This is a genomic window from Paenarthrobacter aurescens, assembly GCF_025421775.1.
GTDB classification, from domain to species: domain Bacteria; phylum Actinomycetota; class Actinomycetes; order Actinomycetales; family Micrococcaceae; genus Arthrobacter; species Arthrobacter aurescens_B.
Genome location: NZ_JAOEFX010000007.1, coordinates 94,552 through 111,772 on the forward strand (window position 1 = coordinate 94,552; position 17,221 = coordinate 111,772).

Annotated in this window: 16 protein-coding genes; 11 read left to right on the forward strand and 5 right to left on the reverse strand. The window is 63.9% G+C overall.

What is annotated here, in order from left to right; translation table 11 throughout:
• Nucleotides 1-5 precede the first annotated feature (5 nt).
• From N7568_RS15665 to N7568_RS15715, 11 genes are all read left to right on the forward strand, one after another.
• Nucleotides 6-1,292: an extracellular solute-binding protein gene (locus tag N7568_RS15665; protein WP_261610721.1), complete on the forward strand. Its 1,287-nt coding sequence runs from the start codon at nt 6-8 to the stop codon at nt 1,290-1,292.
• Between the two features lie 29 nt (nt 1,293-1,321).
• Nucleotides 1,322-2,278, forward strand: coding sequence for a carbohydrate ABC transporter permease (locus tag N7568_RS15670; protein ID WP_261610722.1), 957 nt, complete (start codon nt 1,322-1,324; stop codon nt 2,276-2,278).
• Nucleotides 2,275-3,141, forward strand: coding sequence for a carbohydrate ABC transporter permease (locus N7568_RS15675; RefSeq protein WP_261610723.1), 867 nt, complete (start codon nt 2,275-2,277; stop codon nt 3,139-3,141). Before N7568_RS15670 ends, N7568_RS15675 begins: the two co-directional genes overlap by 4 nt.
• Nucleotides 3,138-4,058, forward strand: a complete 921-nt coding sequence (locus N7568_RS15680) for a Gfo/Idh/MocA family protein (RefSeq protein WP_261610724.1) — start codon at nt 3,138-3,140, stop codon at nt 4,056-4,058. Before N7568_RS15675 ends, N7568_RS15680 begins: the two co-directional genes overlap by 4 nt.
• 79 nt (nt 4,059-4,137) lie before the next feature.
• Nucleotides 4,138-5,106 (forward strand): ROK family protein, encoded by a 969-nt coding sequence (locus tag N7568_RS15685; RefSeq protein WP_261610725.1) that lies wholly within the window; start codon nt 4,138-4,140, stop codon nt 5,104-5,106.
• A 34-nt stretch (nt 5,107-5,140) separates the two neighbouring features.
• Entirely contained in the window at nt 5,141-5,932 is a 792-nt protein-coding gene (locus N7568_RS15690) for a glucosamine-6-phosphate deaminase (protein WP_261610726.1), read from the forward strand.
• Between the two features lie 44 nt (nt 5,933-5,976).
• Nucleotides 5,977-6,831 carry a CPBP family intramembrane glutamic endopeptidase gene (locus tag N7568_RS15695; protein WP_261610727.1) on the forward strand — a complete coding sequence of 285 codons (855 nt, stop codon included), beginning with the start codon at nt 5,977-5,979 and terminating at the stop codon, nt 6,829-6,831.
• Nucleotides 6,832-7,202: 371 nt separating this feature from the next.
• Complete coding sequence (locus N7568_RS15700) at nt 7,203-7,472, forward strand: SHOCT domain-containing protein (protein ID WP_261610897.1); 270 nt, start codon at nt 7,203-7,205, stop codon at nt 7,470-7,472.
• Nucleotides 7,472-8,932, forward strand: coding sequence for a multicopper oxidase family protein (locus tag N7568_RS15705; protein ID WP_261610728.1), 1,461 nt, complete (start codon nt 7,472-7,474; stop codon nt 8,930-8,932). The genes N7568_RS15700 and N7568_RS15705 overlap by 1 nt, the downstream gene beginning before the upstream one ends.
• Nucleotides 8,933-9,114: 182 nt before the next feature.
• Entirely contained in the window at nt 9,115-9,420 is a 306-nt protein-coding gene (locus N7568_RS15710) for a heavy-metal-associated domain-containing protein (protein ID WP_261610729.1), read from the forward strand.
• Between the two features lie 65 nt (nt 9,421-9,485).
• Nucleotides 9,486-11,621: a copper-translocating P-type ATPase gene (locus N7568_RS15715; RefSeq protein ID WP_261610730.1), complete on the forward strand. Its 2,136-nt coding sequence runs from the start codon at nt 9,486-9,488 to the stop codon at nt 11,619-11,621.
• Nucleotides 11,622-11,701: 80 nt separating this feature from the next.
• Here the strand turns inward: N7568_RS15715 and N7568_RS15720 are convergent, their stop codons facing one another.
• The 5 genes from N7568_RS15720 to N7568_RS15740 form a co-directional block, all read right to left on the reverse strand.
• Entirely contained in the window at nt 11,702-12,898 is a 1,197-nt protein-coding gene (locus N7568_RS15720; protein ID WP_261610731.1) for an amidohydrolase, read from the reverse strand.
• Nucleotides 12,899-12,921: 23 nt separating this feature from the next.
• Entirely contained in the window at nt 12,922-13,674 is a 753-nt protein-coding gene (locus N7568_RS15725; protein WP_261610732.1) for an amino acid ABC transporter ATP-binding protein, read from the reverse strand.
• A gap of 26 nt (nt 13,675-13,700) precedes the next feature.
• Nucleotides 13,701-14,666 (reverse strand): amino acid ABC transporter permease, encoded by a 966-nt coding sequence (locus N7568_RS15730; protein ID WP_261610733.1) that lies wholly within the window; start codon nt 14,664-14,666, stop codon nt 13,701-13,703.
• A gap of 2 nt (nt 14,667-14,668) precedes the next feature.
• A complete protein-coding gene (locus N7568_RS15735; protein WP_261610734.1) occupies nt 14,669-15,604 on the reverse strand; it encodes an ABC transporter substrate-binding protein in 936 nt (311 codons plus the stop codon).
• 87 nt (nt 15,605-15,691) lie between these two features.
• Nucleotides 15,692-16,894 carry an amidohydrolase gene (locus N7568_RS15740; RefSeq protein WP_261610735.1) on the reverse strand — a complete coding sequence of 401 codons (1,203 nt, stop codon included), beginning with the start codon at nt 16,892-16,894 and terminating at the stop codon, nt 15,692-15,694.
• Nucleotides 16,895-17,221 lie beyond the last annotated feature (327 nt).

Below are 17,221 nucleotides of genomic sequence, written 5' to 3' on the forward strand. Positions count from 1 at the left end.
CCACCATGTTCACACGCAAGATGCACCGCGCCGCTTTGGCAACTGCCGCCGTCGTCACCGCCGCTTTGACGCTCACCGCCTGCGGTTCCACCGGTTCGCCAACGTCCGACGGCGGCCAGGCCACCGGCAAGGTGACGCTCTGGATGTACCCGGTCATCAAGGACGAGACCGCCAGCAAGAAGTTCTGGCAGGACACCGAGGCTAGCTTCGAGAAGGCGAACCCTGGAATTGACCTGAGTATCGAACTCCAGACGTTCGACAAGCGGGACGCCCAGATCTCGGCGGCGCTGGCCGCAGGCTCGGGACCCGACGTCGTGCTCATTACGCCCGACCAAGCAGCCACCTACCGCAACGTGCGCGGACTGCTGCCGGTGGACAAGGCCGTTGAGCAGGACAAGGACAGCTTCTATCCCGGGACGTTGGAAGCGGCGACGTTCGACAAAGAGGTGTTCGGCGTTCCCCTGTTCCAGAACATCAACACCACGGCGTACAACACCAAGATCTTTGCGGACGCAGGAGTGCCGCTGCCCAAGACCTGGGACGATCTCCGCAGCGCGGCGCCGGTCCTGGCGGAAAAGGGCATCGCGGTGATGGACTACGCCGGCAGCCCTGAACAGACGTTGAACCTGTCCTTCTATCCTCTGCTGTGGCAGGCAGGCGGAACGGTGTTCACCGATGATGCCAAGGACATCGCCTTCGATTCGGAGGCCGGTGTTTCGGCGCTGCAGCTGCTGATGGACCTCAAGAAGCTCGGCGGACTGCCCGCGGATGCCGCCACCGACGGCCCCAAAGTTGAAGGGGCGCCGATCGCCACCGGCAAGGCAGCAATGCGGGCCACCACCTCGCTGCCGGAGCTGAAGCAGATGCGCGCCGCCCTCGGCGCCGACAACGTTGCCTTGGGCGCACCCTTGCAGGGCAAGGTCCAGGCGACGTACGGCAACCCCGGATTGCTCGCGCTGACTTCCATCAACAAGAAGGAAAACCGCGAAGCTGCCTACAAGGTGATGAGCTACCTGAGCTCCGCTGAGTCCCAGAAGGCCCTCAACGCCGCCGCAGGCAACCTGCCCACACGCAGCGACGCCGCAGCCCTTGGTACGGACGCCGATTCCATCGCCATGGCCGAGGCCCTGAAGTCCGCCAACCCCGGCGAACCGTCCCCCGTTGCGCGCCAGGTCATGGGCGCCCTCGCGCCGAACATCCAGGCGGCCCTGCGCGGCGATGTCAGCGCAAAGGAAGCCCTTGACCGTGCTGCCAAAGAAGCCCGCGGCATCCTGCAGCGCTCGGCATCCTGAGTCCAGCCCCACCACCGATTGGTCACCCCATGTCTGTAAACACCCGCACCAGAAGCACACTGGCCGGCCGACATCCAGCGCTGACGGCACCACCGCTCAAGCCTTTTGGGGCCAGGAAAGCCCGTAACCGCGAGGCACTGGCCGGCATCCTCTTCGTCCTGCCCACCCTGGTCATTTTCGGTCTCTTCAAATTCCTCCCCATCTTCGGGGCCGGAGCCATGAGCCTGACCGAATACAGCCTCAACGGCGACTTCGAATTCCTGGGCGCAGACAACTACGTCCGGCTGGCAGAGGATCCCAACTTCTGGCAAAGCCTCAAGGTGACGTTCCTGTACGTGGCGATCTTCGTCCCGTTCATCATCGCCGTGTCATTGGCCGGGGCTGTTCTCCTGGACAAGCTGGTCAGGTTCACCGGGACTTTCCGGGCGCTGCTGTTCATTCCGTACCTCAGCTCGTTCGTCATGGCCGGCATCATTTGGACCTGGATCTTCTCCACGGATGGTCCGCTGAATGCGGCATTGGGCGGCCTGGGCATGGGCCCCGTCCCCTTCACCTCCGGACCCCAGCTGCTGGTCCTGCTGTCCCTGGCCGTGGTGTCCGTGTGGAAAGGCTTCGGCTACTCCATGCTGATCTTCCTGGCCGGGCTCAAAGCACAGCCGGCCGAAGTCCACGAGGCTGCCCGCATCGACGGGGCAGGCGCCTGGAAATCGTTCTGGTACGTCACGTTGCCCCTGCTGAAGCCCGTGGTGTTCTTTGTCCTGGTCATCGAGACGATCGTCGGATTCCAGGTCTTCGACACCATCTATGTCATGACCGGAGGCGGACCCGCACGGGCCAGCCACAGCCTCATCTACTTCCTGTTCGATGAAGGCTTCAAGTTCTTCGACTTCGGCTATGCCTCGGCCATCGGCGTGGTGCTGTTCGTCATCGTGCTCATCCTGTCGCTCATCCAGCAGCGCTTCTTCGAAGGTAAGGACTCCAAGTGACTGCCACCGTCTCCCCTCCAACTGTTGGCCGGCTCCCCAACCCCCGGCGCAGCACCGAGAAGCGCCGGCAGCGCACCCTGACCTGGGTGTTGGCAGTGATCTCGCTGTTCACAGTGGCGCCCCTGATTGCCGTCGCCGTGCTGGCCCTCTCCCCCGAGGACGCACCCACCCTGCCTTACGCGCTGCCGTCATCACTGACGTTGGACAACATCATCCGCATCTTCAATGTGGGCGAATTCCCGCTCTGGCTGTGGAACTCGTTCCTGTACTCAGCGGTGTCCGTGGTGGTTGTCCTGCTGACCGCTTCCATGGCCGCCTATGCGTTGGCCCGCAAGAGGTTCCCGGGACGGAATGCGCTGCTGTGGGCCATCATCGCCACCATGATGGTGCCCGTCCAGGCCACCCTGATTCCTACGTTCATCCTCATCTCCAAGATGGGCGGTGTGAACACCCTCTGGGGCCTGATCCTGCCCACACTGGCCAACGCCCAGGCGATCTTCCTCATCCGGCAGTTCGTCCGGGACATGCCGGAGGAACTGTTCGACGCCGCCCGCATCGACGGTGCCGGCGAATGGCGGACCTTCTGGCAGATCGTGCTTCCGCTGATCCGTCCCGTCCTGGCAACCCTGGCCATCTTCGTCTTCCTGTGGCATTGGAACGACCTCCTCTGGCCGTTGGTAGTGGGCCAGTCGGACGCCGCACGGACGCTCACCGTGGGCTTGGCAACGTTGAACACCGAGACCGCCTCCACGTCCAACGTCATGGCCGCAACGCTGGTCAGTTTCATCCCCTGCCTGGTGATTTTCGCCCTCCTGCAGAAGCACATCGTCGCCAGCATCACGCACAGCGGGGTGAAGGGATGACGCCTGTTGCGCCCCTCCGTTTCGGTCTCATCGGCGTCGACTCCCCGCACGCGCCGTCGTTTACGCGGCTCTTCGGGAATGGCTTCGACGGCATGGTCCCCGGCGGCGTGGTGACGCACGCGTGGAAGGGGGAACCGGCGTCGGACTTTCCGTTGAGCCGCGACCGCATCGATGACTTCGCCGAAGAAGTGAGCGGGCTGGGCGTCGTCATGTGCGATTCGCCCGAGGCCGTGGCCGAGGCCTGCGACGCGCTGCTCATCGTGTCTTCCGATGCACGGACGCATCCGCGCTACTTTCAGCGCGTGGTGCGGTTCGGCAAGCCGATCTATGTGGACACGCGCTTCGCCCCCACCCTGGCTGAGGCCCGGACCATGATCGCCCAGGCGCAAGCCTCCGGCGCTTTGGTCCTGGCGGGGTCCCCCAAGAGGTTCACGCCGGAATTCCAAGCGGCTTTGGCTGGAGGGCCGTGTCAGTCCGTTTCCCTGGACGGGCCCCTACCTACCCAGCCCGGCCACCCAGGCCTGGCCTGGTATGGCGTGCATCTGGTTGACCTCGCAGTGGCCGCGCTCGGTGCCGGCCCGGAGGCAGTAACGGTCGACGCCGGGAGGCCGGGTTCCGACGGCGACGCCACCACGGTGACGGTGAGGTGGGGTGACGGACGCGTGGTCGCCATGAAGGGCGAGGCGGACTGGAGTCCGTTCACTACTGGGCGCATCGAATCCGATGGCGGCTGCGCGGAGTTCTCGATCGAAGCCGGCCCTCCCATGCTGGTTGGCCTCTTGGAGGGAATCGTGAGATCCATTCGCAGCGGGACACCGAACGTACCCCTGCGGGAGATCCTCAGCATCGTCGCAATCGTCGAAGCCGCCAACCGAAGCCTCGAAGCCGGACTCCCCGTCCCCCTCTCACCCAACTAAGTAGCAGCAGATGCCCGATTGAGCCCTCGTTGGAACATTTGCTGCGACCTACTTGGGTGCCAACCCCGAAAGATCACTGATGACACTGAGCTCCACTCCCGTTTTGCCTGCCCCGCGCATATCCGGCCCCTCCGCCACGCGCACGGTGAGGATCGGCGTCGACATCGGCGGCACCAAGATTGAGGCCGTCGCCGTTGACCAGGACTGCAACGTCCTGCACACGGTCCGGCGTCCCACCGGGTTCGGAAACGGCGCCCTGCTCAGCTCCCTCTTCGGCGTCCTCGAGGAGCTGCGCAGCGCCGAAGTCCTGGTGGACTGCAACCTCTCCGGGCTGGGCATTGGAATCCCCGGAACAGTGAATACGGAGTCCGGCCATGTAGCCAATGCCGTGAACGTTGGTGTTGCCGGTTTGGACCTCGGCAGCCTGGTGGAAGCCAAGCAGGGACTGCCCGTGGTGGTGGAAAACGACGTCAATGCCGCCGCCATCGGAGCCCACTATTTGCTGGCCGACGGCGATGCCTCCGGTTCCAGCGCCTACTTGAACCTCGGCACGGGTTTGGCGGCGGGCTACGTCAGCAACGGCGGTGTGGTCCGGGGTACGTCCGGAGCTGCGGGTGAAATCGGGCACCTCCCCCTCGGGATGCAGGGCGACGACTGCCCCTGCGGCCAAAAGGGTTGCCTGGAGCTCATCGCCTCGGGGTCGGGCATTGCACGTCAGTGGAAAGGCCCTGGCCAGTGGCCTGCCGTCTCACTGTTTGAGGCAGTGCTCGACGGCGACCCGGTCGCCAAAGTTGTTCAGCAGCGGTTCTTCGAAGGTGTTGCCACAGCCATCCGAATCCTCGGACTGACTTACGACCCCGCTTCCATCTACATTGGCGGCGGCCTGAACGCCCTCGGACAGCCACTTCTCACCGGTATCCAACGGGAGCTTGCCCGGTTCGGCGCTCCGTCGCCGTTCCTCTCCGGTCTTGCCCTGGGCGATCGCGTCCAGTTGGTCCCGCCGGGGCTCTCCATCGGCGCTGTCGGTGCGGCGATCGCCGCCGACTAGCAACGTCCCCCAGCAGTTATTCAAAGGAAGACCCATGGCAGAAATCATCATTGTCCGCGACCAGGCCGAGGCCGGAAGTGTGGCCGCGTCGATCTTCGCGCAGCAGATCATCACCAACCCGGGCATCGTGCTGGGCCTCGCGACAGGTTCAACCCCGCTGACCACCTACGCTGCGCTGGCAGCCGCAGTCGCCGAGGGGGCCATCGACGTCTCCGGAGTGCGTGGCTTCGCCTTGGACGAGTACCTCGGCGTCCCACCAGAGCACCCGGAGAGCTACCGGTCGGTGATCACCCGCGAAGTAGTGGAGCCCTTGGGCCTTAATCCGGACCAGGTGTGGACGCCGCGAGGCACCGGCCCTGACATCACCCAGGCCGGAGCAGAGTATGAAGCCATGATCGCAGAGGCGGGCGGCGTCGACATCCAGATCCTGGGCATCGGGTCCAACGGTCATGTGGGGTTCAACGAGCCCGGGTCCTCCCTGGCATCGTCCACCCGAATCAAGGCTCTGGCCGAACAAACACGCAAGGACAACGCCCGGTTCTTCAGCTCTCCCGAAGAGGTCCCCACCCACTGCATCACCCAGGGCCTTGGGACAATCCTCCGTGCCAGGCAGCTGGTCCTCCTCGCCTTCGGTGCGAACAAGGCGCAGGCCGCTGCAGCTGCGTTGGAGGGGCCAGTCTCATCAGCCGTGCCGGGCTCGGTCATTCAGCAGCATCCGCTGGCCACGGTGATCATCGACGAGGACGCCGCCGCCGGGTTGGCACACGCCGAGTACTACCGGCACGCCTGGCGATCGGCGCAGGACCTGCATCAAGTAGATTTCTAACAGGGGGCATGCCGCTCCCGTATGCGCAAAAAAGGGAGCCCTACGTGGACCAGACCGTCCATTCATCGCGTTGGAAAGCATTCTGGGACAAGGGTGGATGGTGGCGGGCCATCCTGCTGACCGTGCTCTATATGGCGATCTACCTTGGCGCCGGACTGGTCATCGGAACCGTTGCGGGCGACCAGGTGGTGGCTGAGGACATCTTCCGCACGCCTCAGAGCGTCTTCGTCGGCCTGACTCTGTCGTTGATTGTTGGCAGCGTGGCCCTGGCGGCCTTTGTATACTCTGTCGGCTGGTTCAAACCGCTGTTCGCACCCCAGCCGGTCAAGAAGAACTGGTGGATGTGGGTCGCGCCGTTCTTCCTGGTGGCCGCCATCGTGCTCCGCTTCCTGGGCATCAACTACGGCAGTTACCAGGCATCGGTAGTGGTCATCACGCTGCTCACGGGCTTGCTGATTGGCTTTGCCGAGGAAATCCTGACCCGCGGCATCGTGGTGAAAATGCTGCGCGACTCGGGAAAGTCCGAGTGGGTGGTCATGGTGCTGTCTTCCTTGGTCTTTGCTCTCATGCACTCAGCAAATGCCTTGTCAGGTATGCCGATCCTCACCGTGTTGGTGACCATCGCTTTCACGTTTGGCTTCGGCATCTGCATGTACCTGACCCTGCGGGTCACAGGCAACTTGATCTGGCCCATGATTCTGCATGCCCTCTATGACCCCACACTCTTCCTGTCCACGGGCGGCATTGACCAGGCGGCTGCGGGACCCCAGAGCCCGCTGGTGTTGCTGGCCGGTCCCGCCAACATGATCTACATCCTGATCGCTGTTATCGCCCTGATTGTGGTGCGGGGACGTGCGCAGCGCGCGCCCTTGTCCGACCCGGCCGTCAGCCAGCTGTAGTTCCACAAAACTGAAGCGTTCGACGGCGGGTGCCCACCCGCCGTCGAACGCTTTTGTTTTGCTTGGGGGCACTCCGGCGCCGTCGGGGAACAGGCGCCTGCCCGAGCAGAACGTGAGTGGGTAGAGGTAAAGATTGAGCCGGCCACGGGACCTGGCGGTCGAGGAGTGACCTGACGAGCTCGCCGCTGCCGATGACGTGGATGTCGCTGAAACGGTCTTTCAACTTCACTGGACTCTGTCGAGCGGTGTCCTCGTGCCGTTTTCGAGTAAGCGTGCACCAGTCCAGCGCAGGACCGGGACCTCGGACTCTATGTGCGGCTCGGATTCGGGCTAAGACTGGGAGCAAATCTCAGGAGTGAGGGGTGCCGATCATGATGTGGGGTTATGGACAAGGCATGGTGTGGATGTGGCTTTGGATTCCTCTGCTGCTTATCGGCATCGCGTTGCTTGTACTTCTGGCACTAAGGGTGTTCGGCGCCGGCCGTGGCGGTTACGCGCCCACAGGCCCACAGGGGCCAGACGACCCGCTGCCGATGAAAGGGAGCAGGGCCCGTCAGATCCTCGAGGAGCGCTTTGCAAAAGGGGAACTCACAGCAGACCAGTACCGCGAGTATCTCAATGTGCTCGGTGAGGACCACTAGTGCAAGCCATCAGCCGTCGCCAGGCGCTGTTGCTGGGCGGGTTCGGCGTGGCAGCAACAGCGGCCGGTAGTGCCGGGCTGCTCTGGACCCTGACCTCGCGGCAGAATCCCGTTACGGGACGTGAGCTGACCCAGCCTCCGGAGGAACGGAGTGCAAATGGCCAGCTGCGGGTGCGTCTCGAAGCCGCACCCGGACAAATGTTGCTTGCCGGCCAGCAGGCTGCAGCACTTGGCTATAACGGCGGCGTCCCCGGCCCAACGTTTAGAGTACAGCCGGGCGATGTTCTGAGGATCGGGCTGGTCAACAACCTGGCCCAGGCCACTAACCTGCACGTGCACGGACTCCATGTCTCCCCGGAGGGCAGCGGAGACAATGTATTCGTTTCGGTGGACCCCGGGGACACCTTCGACTACGAATACAAACTTTCCGTGGATCACCCCCCGGGCGTGTACTGGTATCACCCCCACCATCACGGCATGGTCGCTGATCAGATCTTCGCGGGCCTCTTTGGAGCGATCATCGTCGAGGACCCCGTGCCGATCGAGGCAAGTGTGGAACGGGTGCTGGTCATTTCGGACACCACTCTGGACAGCCTGGGCAATATCGCTGCGATCCCGGAAATGGAGCGAATGATGGGCCGGGAGGGTGAACTGATCCTGGTCAACGGTCAAAGCAATCCGCAATTCAGTGCCCGTCCCGGGCAACGCGAAAGATGGCGCATCATCAACGCATGCGTTGCCCGCTACCTCCGGCTACGACTCGACGGTCAGCAGTTGCAGCTCATTGGCGTTGACTCCGGCCGCTTCCCGACACCGAAGACACTGGCTGAACTTCTACTCATTCCCGGAAACCGGGCAGACCTTCTCGTAACCACAGCAACCGGCGGCTCCGTCCTGCGCGCGTTCTATCAGGACCGGGGAACCATGGAGGGAATGATGAGACCGGGGCGCGGAACACGGAGCCCCGCAGACCAGTCGGACGGTACCGCACTGGCGACTCTTCATGTGACCGGCGAACCGGTCGCTTCCCTCCCGTCAGTGCCCTTCCAAAAAGTGGCCGAAGACTTGCGGGCAGCGCCCGTAGCTGCCCGCCGGCAGATCCTCCTGTCCACCGGCATGACCATGGGCCGGGGCAGCATGAGTTTCACGATCAACGGCAAGAAATTCGACGAAACCCGAACAGACACGACGGTATCGGCCGGGGGTGTGGAGGAGTGGACGCTGACCAACGCCGGCCCCATGGATCACCCGTTCCACCTCCATGTCTGGCCAATGCAAATCGTCGAGGAGAACGGCCACGACAACGACCAGGTCATCTGGCAGGACGTGGTGAATGTACCCGCAAACGGGCATGTAAAGGTCAGGATCGCATTCAAGGACTTCAGCGGACGCTCCGTCTATCACTGCCACATCTTGGATCACGAAGACCTCGGCATGATGGGCGCCATCGAAGTCCGTTGAATACCGCACTCAGAAATCGCGAACCATTCGGCGAGAAATAAACAGCACTTGCCCTTCATACCCCCCGGGGGTATATTGATGGTGTTGTCAGTGAGTGGCATGTCGCGGAGGGTCGTCTGGCTTCCTCTTTACACCCGCTCAACCACAGCACCATCGCATCTTCTGCAATGAATGGAACTGACATGCAAACACCATCACGCACTGAACTGCCCTTGACTGCTTCCTCCTCGGGCTGCGGCTGCTGCTCCACCAATACCCGCCCCACTCCGCCAATCGAAACGGGCGTTGAGTACGGCATTGAAGGCCTGACCTGCGGGGGCTGCGTGACCAGCGTCGAGCGGGCCGTCAAGGCCCTCGAAGGCGTCGATACTGCGTTCGTTGACCTCGTACCGGGGGGCCTCTCCCGCCTGGTCGTCACCGGAACCGCCGGGCCATCTGCTGTTCGGGATGCCGTGACGTCCGCCGGGTACAGCCTGACCAGCAGCTAGTCCACATACGTTCGGTCCGCACCGCCTTCGGGTGATGCTTGGGACCGTATCTGGAGGAGCACACCATGACAGACCACACCCATCACCACGGCCGCCCTTCGCCGGTCAGCGACACCGGGGCGGACGAACCTGCCGGGTTGCCGAGACCATCGCATCAGCACCAGGACCACCCGCAGGGACGCGGCACCCAGGACGATCATGCCGTGCACAGCCACGGGCAGCATGCCGGGCACAGCACGGCCATGTTTAAGGACAGGTTCTGGCTAACGCTGGCCCTGTCGGTCCCGGTGGTGTATTTCAGTCCGATGTTCGGGCACCTGCTGGGGTACATGCCGCCGGAGTTCCCGGGCTCAGTCTGGATCCCTCCCGTTCTTGGAACGGTCATCTTCTTCTATGGCGGCATGCCGTTCCTCAAAGGCGGCCTGAATGAAGTGAAGTCCCGGCAACCGGGCATGATGCTGTTGATCGCTATGGCCATCAGTGTTGCGTTCGCGGCGTCCTGGGCCACTAGTCTGCGGATCGGGAACTTCGATTTGGACTTCTGGTGGGAGCTGGCTTTGCTGGTGGCCATCATGTTGCTGGGCCACTGGATCGAGATGCGCGCTCTCGGCTCGGCCCAGGGCGCCTTGGACGCTCTGGCGGCATTGCTGCCGGACGAAGCCGAACGCGTCACCGACACCGGCGTGGAAACGGTGCCCGTTTCAGCACTCAAGTCCGGGGATGTTGTTCTGGTCCGTTCCGGGGCACGGATGCCCGCAGACGGCACCATCGTTGACGGGCAGGCGGAGTTTGACGAGTCCATGATCACCGGTGAATCCAAAACAGTGCTGCGTTCTGTGGGAGACCCTGTGGTGGCCGGGACCGTCGCCACGGACAACACCGTACGCGTCACGGTAACGGCGATCGGGGACGACACGGCCCTGGCTGGCATCCAGCGGCTGGTTGCCGAAGCACAGGCCTCGTCCTCTAAAGCCCAGGCGCTCGCGGATCGGGCAGCGGCGTTCCTGTTCTACTTCGCTACGATCGCCGGTGTCATCACCTTTATTGTCTGGGCCTTGTTGGGTAGCTTGCCCGACGCCGTCACCCGGACAGTGACGGTGCTCGTGATCGCCTGCCCGCACGCCCTCGGGCTGGCCATTCCACTGGTCATTGCGATCTCCACGGAACAGGCCGCCAAGGCTGGGGTGCTGATCAAGAACCGGATCGCATTGGAGCGGATGCGCACCGTCGACATCGTTCTGTTCGATAAGACCGGGACCCTGACCAAGGGTGAACCCGAGCTCAAGGACACTGCCGCAGTCGAAGGGACCAGCACAGATGAACTGTTGTCGTTGGCCGCGGCCGTGGAATCCGACAGCGAACACCCTGTTGCCCGGGCCATCGTCCGGGCGGTCCGCAGCAAGGCCCTGGAATTGCCTCCCGCAACGGGCTTCACCTCGATGACGGGCCTGGGCGTGCGCGCGATGGTCAACGGCCGCACTGTCCAGGTGGGCGGACCGGCCATGCTGCGCGAACTGAGGCTCACGGAACCTGGCCTCCTGGCGGCGTCCACGCATGAATGGATGGGGCGTGGCGCGGCCGTGCTGCACGTCATCGAGGGGGACCGAATCCTCGGTGCGGTCAGTCTGGAGGACGCCATCCGGCCCGAGTCCCTGCAGGCCGTAGCCGCTCTTCAAAGCAGGGGCATCAAAGTTGCCATGATCACCGGAGACGCAAAACAGGTGGCCACAGCGGTGGGAGCGGAGTTGAACATCGATGAAGTCTTCGCCGAAGTCCTACCGGCGGACAAGGACAAGAAAGTCGCCGAGCTGCAGACCCGTGGGCTGAAAGTGGCGATGGTTGGCGACGGTGTGAACGACTCCCCGGCATTGGCCCGGGCCGAGATCGGCATCGCCATCGGTGCCGGCACCGACGTTGCCATGGAGACAGCCGGGGTGATCCTGGCCGGCAACGACCCCCGGGCGGTGCTGTCCATGGTTGACCTGTCCAGGGCCAGCTACAAAAAGATGTGGCAGAACCTCGTGTGGGCCACTGGCTACAACATCATCGCCGTTCCCTTGGCAGCAGGCGTCCTGGCATTCGCGGGAATCGTGCTGTCCCCGGCCGCGGGCGCGGTCCTAATGTCCGTTTCCACGATCGTGGTCGCACTGAACGCCCAACTGCTCCGTCGGGTGAGACTGAACCCCTCACAGGTTCGTTGACCCAAGAGCCGGGTCTCCGAACTACCCCACGGTGCCCGCAGCGACCAGGATCGTAACGATCAGGTGCTGCGGGCGTGGCGTCAGACCAGCACTTCGCCGTCGCGGGCGACGACGCGCCCTGCCGAGACCACGAGCCGCCGCTGGGGGCAGCGCACGAGCGCGTCCGGCACGTTCTCGGCGTCGAGGAGCACGACGTCGGCGCGTGCACCGGCGACGAGGTCGTGCTGCTCCCGACCGACGAAAGGCGCGCCGTATTTGGTCGCGTATTCGACCGCGTTGGTGAGCTTGTCGTCGTGGCGGAACCCGTGCAGGCGTGCGAAGGCGAATGCCACGCGCAGGAGGTCTCCGTCGCCGAACGGCGACCACAGGTCGCGGATGCCGTCGGTGCCGAGGCCCAGCGGAACGCCGCGATCCCTCAGCTGCTGCCAGGGCAGCGGCGCGGTGCCGCTCATCGCGACGGTGGTCCACGAGATGCCCGCCTCGGCAAGCCCCTCGATGATCTCCTCCTGCACGCCCTTCTGCAATGAGCCCATGGCGAAACCGTGGGAGATGTTCACCCTGCCCTGGAGGCCGGCGTCGATGGTGCGGCGGATCACCTGACGGTACTCGTAGGCGCCGAGCGAGCCGAAGTCATGCAGATGCAGGTCAAGGCCAACGCCGCGCTCCACGGCGATCTGGAACAACCCGTCGAGCTGACCCTCGACGTCGCCGTCGATGGTGCCCGGGTCGAGGCCGCCAATGGCATCCGCCCCGGCCTGGGCAGCCTCGTCGAGCAGCCGCAGCACGCCCGGCCTGCGCAAGACGCCGTCTTGCGGGAACGCCACCGTCTCGACCTGGATCGCCCCGTCAACTTCAGCGACCGCGGTTTGCACCGCCTCGAGGCCCTTCAGCCCGATGCCAAGGTCGACGTCGATGTGCGTACGGGTCGCTGTGGTGCCGTGACGGAGGAACTCGCGCAGCACCGCTACGGCCGAATTCACGTTGGGGATGTCGTAATTCCCGCGCTGTGCGCGCTCGTTCGCGATCCAGCCCTCGACGGTCGGGTGGTCGGAATAGGTGTACGACACCCACGGCTTGCCCCACCAGCTTTTGTCGACGTGGGCGTGCGTGTTGATGAACCCGGGCAGAGCCAGCAAACCACCACCGTCAAGGTCACCGGCGTCGGACGTTCCCGAGGCAGGTGCCACCTCCGAGATGACGCCACCACTGATCGTGATGTCCGCAGCCTCGGCGCCCCACGGGCGCACGTTCCTCAGGGTAAATTTCTTGTCAGTCATTCTGTTCCTTCTTTCTTACCGGACTAGTGCACGCGTCGGAGGAAGGACGCTGTGCGTTCGTGCTGCGGGTCGTCGAGTACCTTGCGTGCCGGTCCGTCCTCAAGCACGCGGCCCTGGTCCATGAAAACCACCCGGTCAGCGACCTCGCGTGCGAAGCCGACCTCGTGCGTGACAACGATCATCGTCATGCCCTCCTCCGCCACCTGCCTCATCGTCTGCAGCACCTCGCCGACGAGCTCAGGGTCGAGCGCGCTGGTCGGTTCGTCGAACATCATGAGTCGAGGCTCCATAGCTAGCGCCCTGGCGATCGCCACCCGCTGCTGCTGGCCACCCGAGAGCTGGCTGGGGTACGAGTCGTCCTTATCGGCAAGGCCGACCTTGGCCAGTAGCTGCCGCGCGCTCGCGACTGCCTCCTTACGGGGGCGGCCCAGAATCCGGACCGGGCCATAGGTGACGTTGTCGAGGGCTGTCATGTGACCGAACAGGTTGAAGTGCTGGAACACCATGCCGATGTGCTGGCGGGCCTTGGCCACGCGGCGTTCGCTCTGTTCGTAGAGCTGCCCGTCGTGCAGTTGGTAGCCGACGCGCTCCCCGTTCACCTCGATGACGCCGCCATCGACGGGGTCGAGGTGGTTGATGCACCGCAGCAACGTACTCTTGCCAGAGCCTGACGGCCCAAGGATGCACACGATCTCCCCGGTTCGTACCTCGATGTCCACGCCTCGGAGCACATGATTGTGCCCGAGCCACTTGTGCACGCCGTCGATACGCAGCATGGTGTCGGTCGACGTTCCTGCGGGAGCTACTTGCGCCACAGCGCACCTCCGATGATGGTCCGAATATTCGTGGTCGTCGCCGTCCCCGTGGTCTTGGCCGAACGACGTGACCCGGGCTGCGAGGCATTGAGACGACGCTCAAGGAAGTGCTGTCCGGTGCCGGCGATTGTCACCAGGATCAAGTACCAGAGCACCCCAACAATCAGCAGGGGCAGGATCTTGAAGTTCTGCCCATAGATGAGCTGCACCCGGGTCAGCAAGTCGCTGCCGCCGATCACCGACACGAGCGAGGTTGCCTTCAGCATGCCGATGAACTGGTTGCCGGTGGGCGGGATGATGACCCTGATCGACTGGGGCAGCACGATGCGGGCCAGTGCCTGGCTGCGGGTGAGGCCGAGGCTCACGCCCGCATCGGTTTGGCCAGTCGGCACCGAGATGATGCCGCCCCGGATGATCTCGGCCATGTAGCCCGACTCGGCGAGCGAGAGAGCGATGAGGCCCGCGGTGAAGCCCGAGATGAGGGTGTTCGTATCCTGTCCGAGGATCACGGGGAAGAGCACTGCAAGGTTGAACCAGAGCAGAACCTGAACAAGCATCGGGACTCCGCGGAAGAACCAAACGTAAGCGCGTCCGATAACGCTGACCACCTTGTTGGTGCTCTGGATCATCAACGCGATGCCGAAGGCGAGCACGATGGAGATGAGCATGGCGAAGATGGCCAGCTGGATCGTTACGCCGACGCCCTGGAGCACCACCGGGTTGAACATGTACTCCCAGGTGACGCTCCACTCCATGTTGGGGTTCTGGGCCTGGGACTGGATGAAGAGGACCAGCAGTGCGATGGCAACGAACCCGGTGACGATCTGGCCGTATTGGGGTCGCCGCTTCGCACGGATCGGTGCGTCCTGCACGGGCGGCTCGTCGCCGGTCCTGCGTATAAAGTGCGACGGAATCGTCGGGGTCGGGAGTGGTGACTGAGTGATGTCGGGCATGATCACTTCTTCGCCAGGTTGATGCCCGGGGTGTCGAGGTCGATGACCTCAACGTGCCACTTCTTCAGGATTCCGTCGTAAGAGCCGTCCTCGTGGATCGCCTTGAGGGCGGTGAGGAACGCGTCGCGGAGCTCGGTCTGTGCTTTGTTGAAAGTCATGCCGAGGTAGACCTTCTCCTCGAAATCAACGGGGAGCGACTCCAGCTTGTCGCCGGTCTCGCGCTGGATGACCGAGACCGCCATATCGGGCCAGAAGATGGCGTCGATGCGGCCAGAGGTAAGCGCCAGGTTCTTATCGCTCGAGTTCGGGAAGGAGATGAGTTCGGTGGCAGGCTTGCCGATCGCGGTGCAGGCCGCGGCCATCATGTCGACGAGGCGGTGGGCGTCGGAGCCTTTTACGTCGCCGATCTTGACGCCGCAGCCGCCATCGACGGCGCTCGTGATGCCCTTGGGATTGCCCTTCTGCACCATAAAGACCGTGCCTGCCCACTGGTAATCGATGAAGTCGACCTGCTCCTGCCGCTTCTTGCGGTCGGTCATACCGGCGATAGCGGCGTCAAACTTTCCACTCTGCATGCCGATAAGGATCTGGTCGAATGGCACTTTCTCCCACTTGACCGGGATACCGAGCTGCTTCGCCATCGACTCCATGAGATCGACGTTGTAGCCCTGGATGCCGGTCTCGCCGGCCGGGGTGAAGTTGGCCGGCTCGAAGTCGGGCTGTGTGGCGACAGTAAGCACCCCCTTGTCTTTGACCTTCTGCGGCAGAAGGTCAAAGAGGGGCGCCTTCTCATCGAGGACGGCAGTTTTCTCCGATGGCCCGGCGGCCGTGGCCGTGGAGCCTGAGACGCCGCAGCCGGTCATGGCGAGCACGGCGAGGCCGCCTGCCACGATGATGGCCGCAGCGCGGCGTGCGTAGGTGTTGCGGTAGAACGACATTGTTCTTGCCTTTCAGGGCGGGGTTCCGCGGGATGCGGAACTGGTGGGGGGAACAAGCGAGCGGGATCCCGCTTGCCGGGGCCTGGGTCACCCCGCGCTTAGGGGGTTCCCCTGGCGCGCGACGACCTTGCCGCGTTTCAGCACGAGCCGCCGTGGCGTCCGGGCTGCTACTGCCTCGCCGATGCTCGCTGCGTCGATGAGGAAGAGATCGGCGGGTGCGCCGGGTTCGATCCGGGCGGGTTCGCGCCCGAGGGCGACGGCCCCGCCGGTGACTGCGACGTCGAATGCCGAGTAAATCTGTTCGTCCGTGCGAAAACCGTTGCGATATGCCAGGTGAAAGGTGCGGTCGAGCATGTCGCCGTTACCGTACGGTCCCCAGTGATCCCGCACGCCGTCATTGCCTGCGCCGATGTTGACACCCCGCCCTCGCAGCTCGGCAATCGGCAGCACGGGCGTGTTGTAGACCGTTGCCGTCAGCAGGGAGATCCGCGCTTCCGCGAGACCTTGGGAGATCAGCTCGGACTGGGTTTGGTCGACCTCGACAATGGCCACGCCGTGCGAGATGGCAACCCGGCCCTCGAGCCCGTGCCGCAGCACTCGCTCGATGATGAGTTCCATCGTGTGCGCACCGAGAGTGCCACGCTCGTGCAGGTGGATGTCGAGCCTGGTGCCGTAGGTTTCGGCGAGCCCAAAGATCAGATCGAGGTGACGCACCGAGTCACGCTCCAGCGCGGCGGGGTCGATGCCTCCCAGGCATCCGACAAGCCCTTGTTGAAGAGCCGATTCGAGGAGCTCGGCCGTGCCGGGACGGGTCAGCAGTCCGCCCTGCGGGAAAGCGACCTGTTCGACGTCGATCACGTCGGCCAGTTCTTCGGCGACGCCTGCGACGAGCTTGAGACCGCGAAGCCCGATGTCGGGATCGACATCGGTGTGGGTGCGGGCGAGGGTCGTCCCCGCGGCGGCCATCTGCCCGAGCAGCGCGTACACACTGTCGCGGCTCGGCAGGTCGAGCTCCGCGCGGCCCCGCTCGCCGTTGGCGATGCGGTCCTTGAGCGCGGGCCCCGCGGAATGCGGAACCCAGCTGCGGCCCCAGAGGGTCTTATCGATGTGGCAATGGGCGTCGACCATTCCGGGCAGGGCGAGCGCACCAGCACCGTCCTCGCGCACCGCCGTGGCGGGGTCAATGATGCCAGCTGGCTGAATCTGTGCGATGAGGCCGTCCTGGACGAGCAGGTCCACCGGCCGCGATTCATGCGCCAGCCGTACGCACTCGATAAGCATGTCCTGCATCCCAAATCTCCCACTTTCATGACGACCGTCACGTGAACTAGATAGGCACACAGTAGGTTGCTTTGGTATTCCATGGCAATAGTCGGGACGTAAAACTCCGAATATTTTCTACGCCAGCACTGGATTTGACTCGCAGTTGAGGTGCCTGGATGACCATTTGGCATACCAAATAGAATTTATGACTCCCCGGGGCCCCTGCGGCTCCCCCTGGGCAGAGAGGCCGACGGCACTCGGGCGCCGGGATATCTGGTATACAAAATGGAGCCATCTGGGCGAGTGCGCGTCGCTGGGTGACGATGAAATCCCGTATTTGCGGGGGTTTATTCC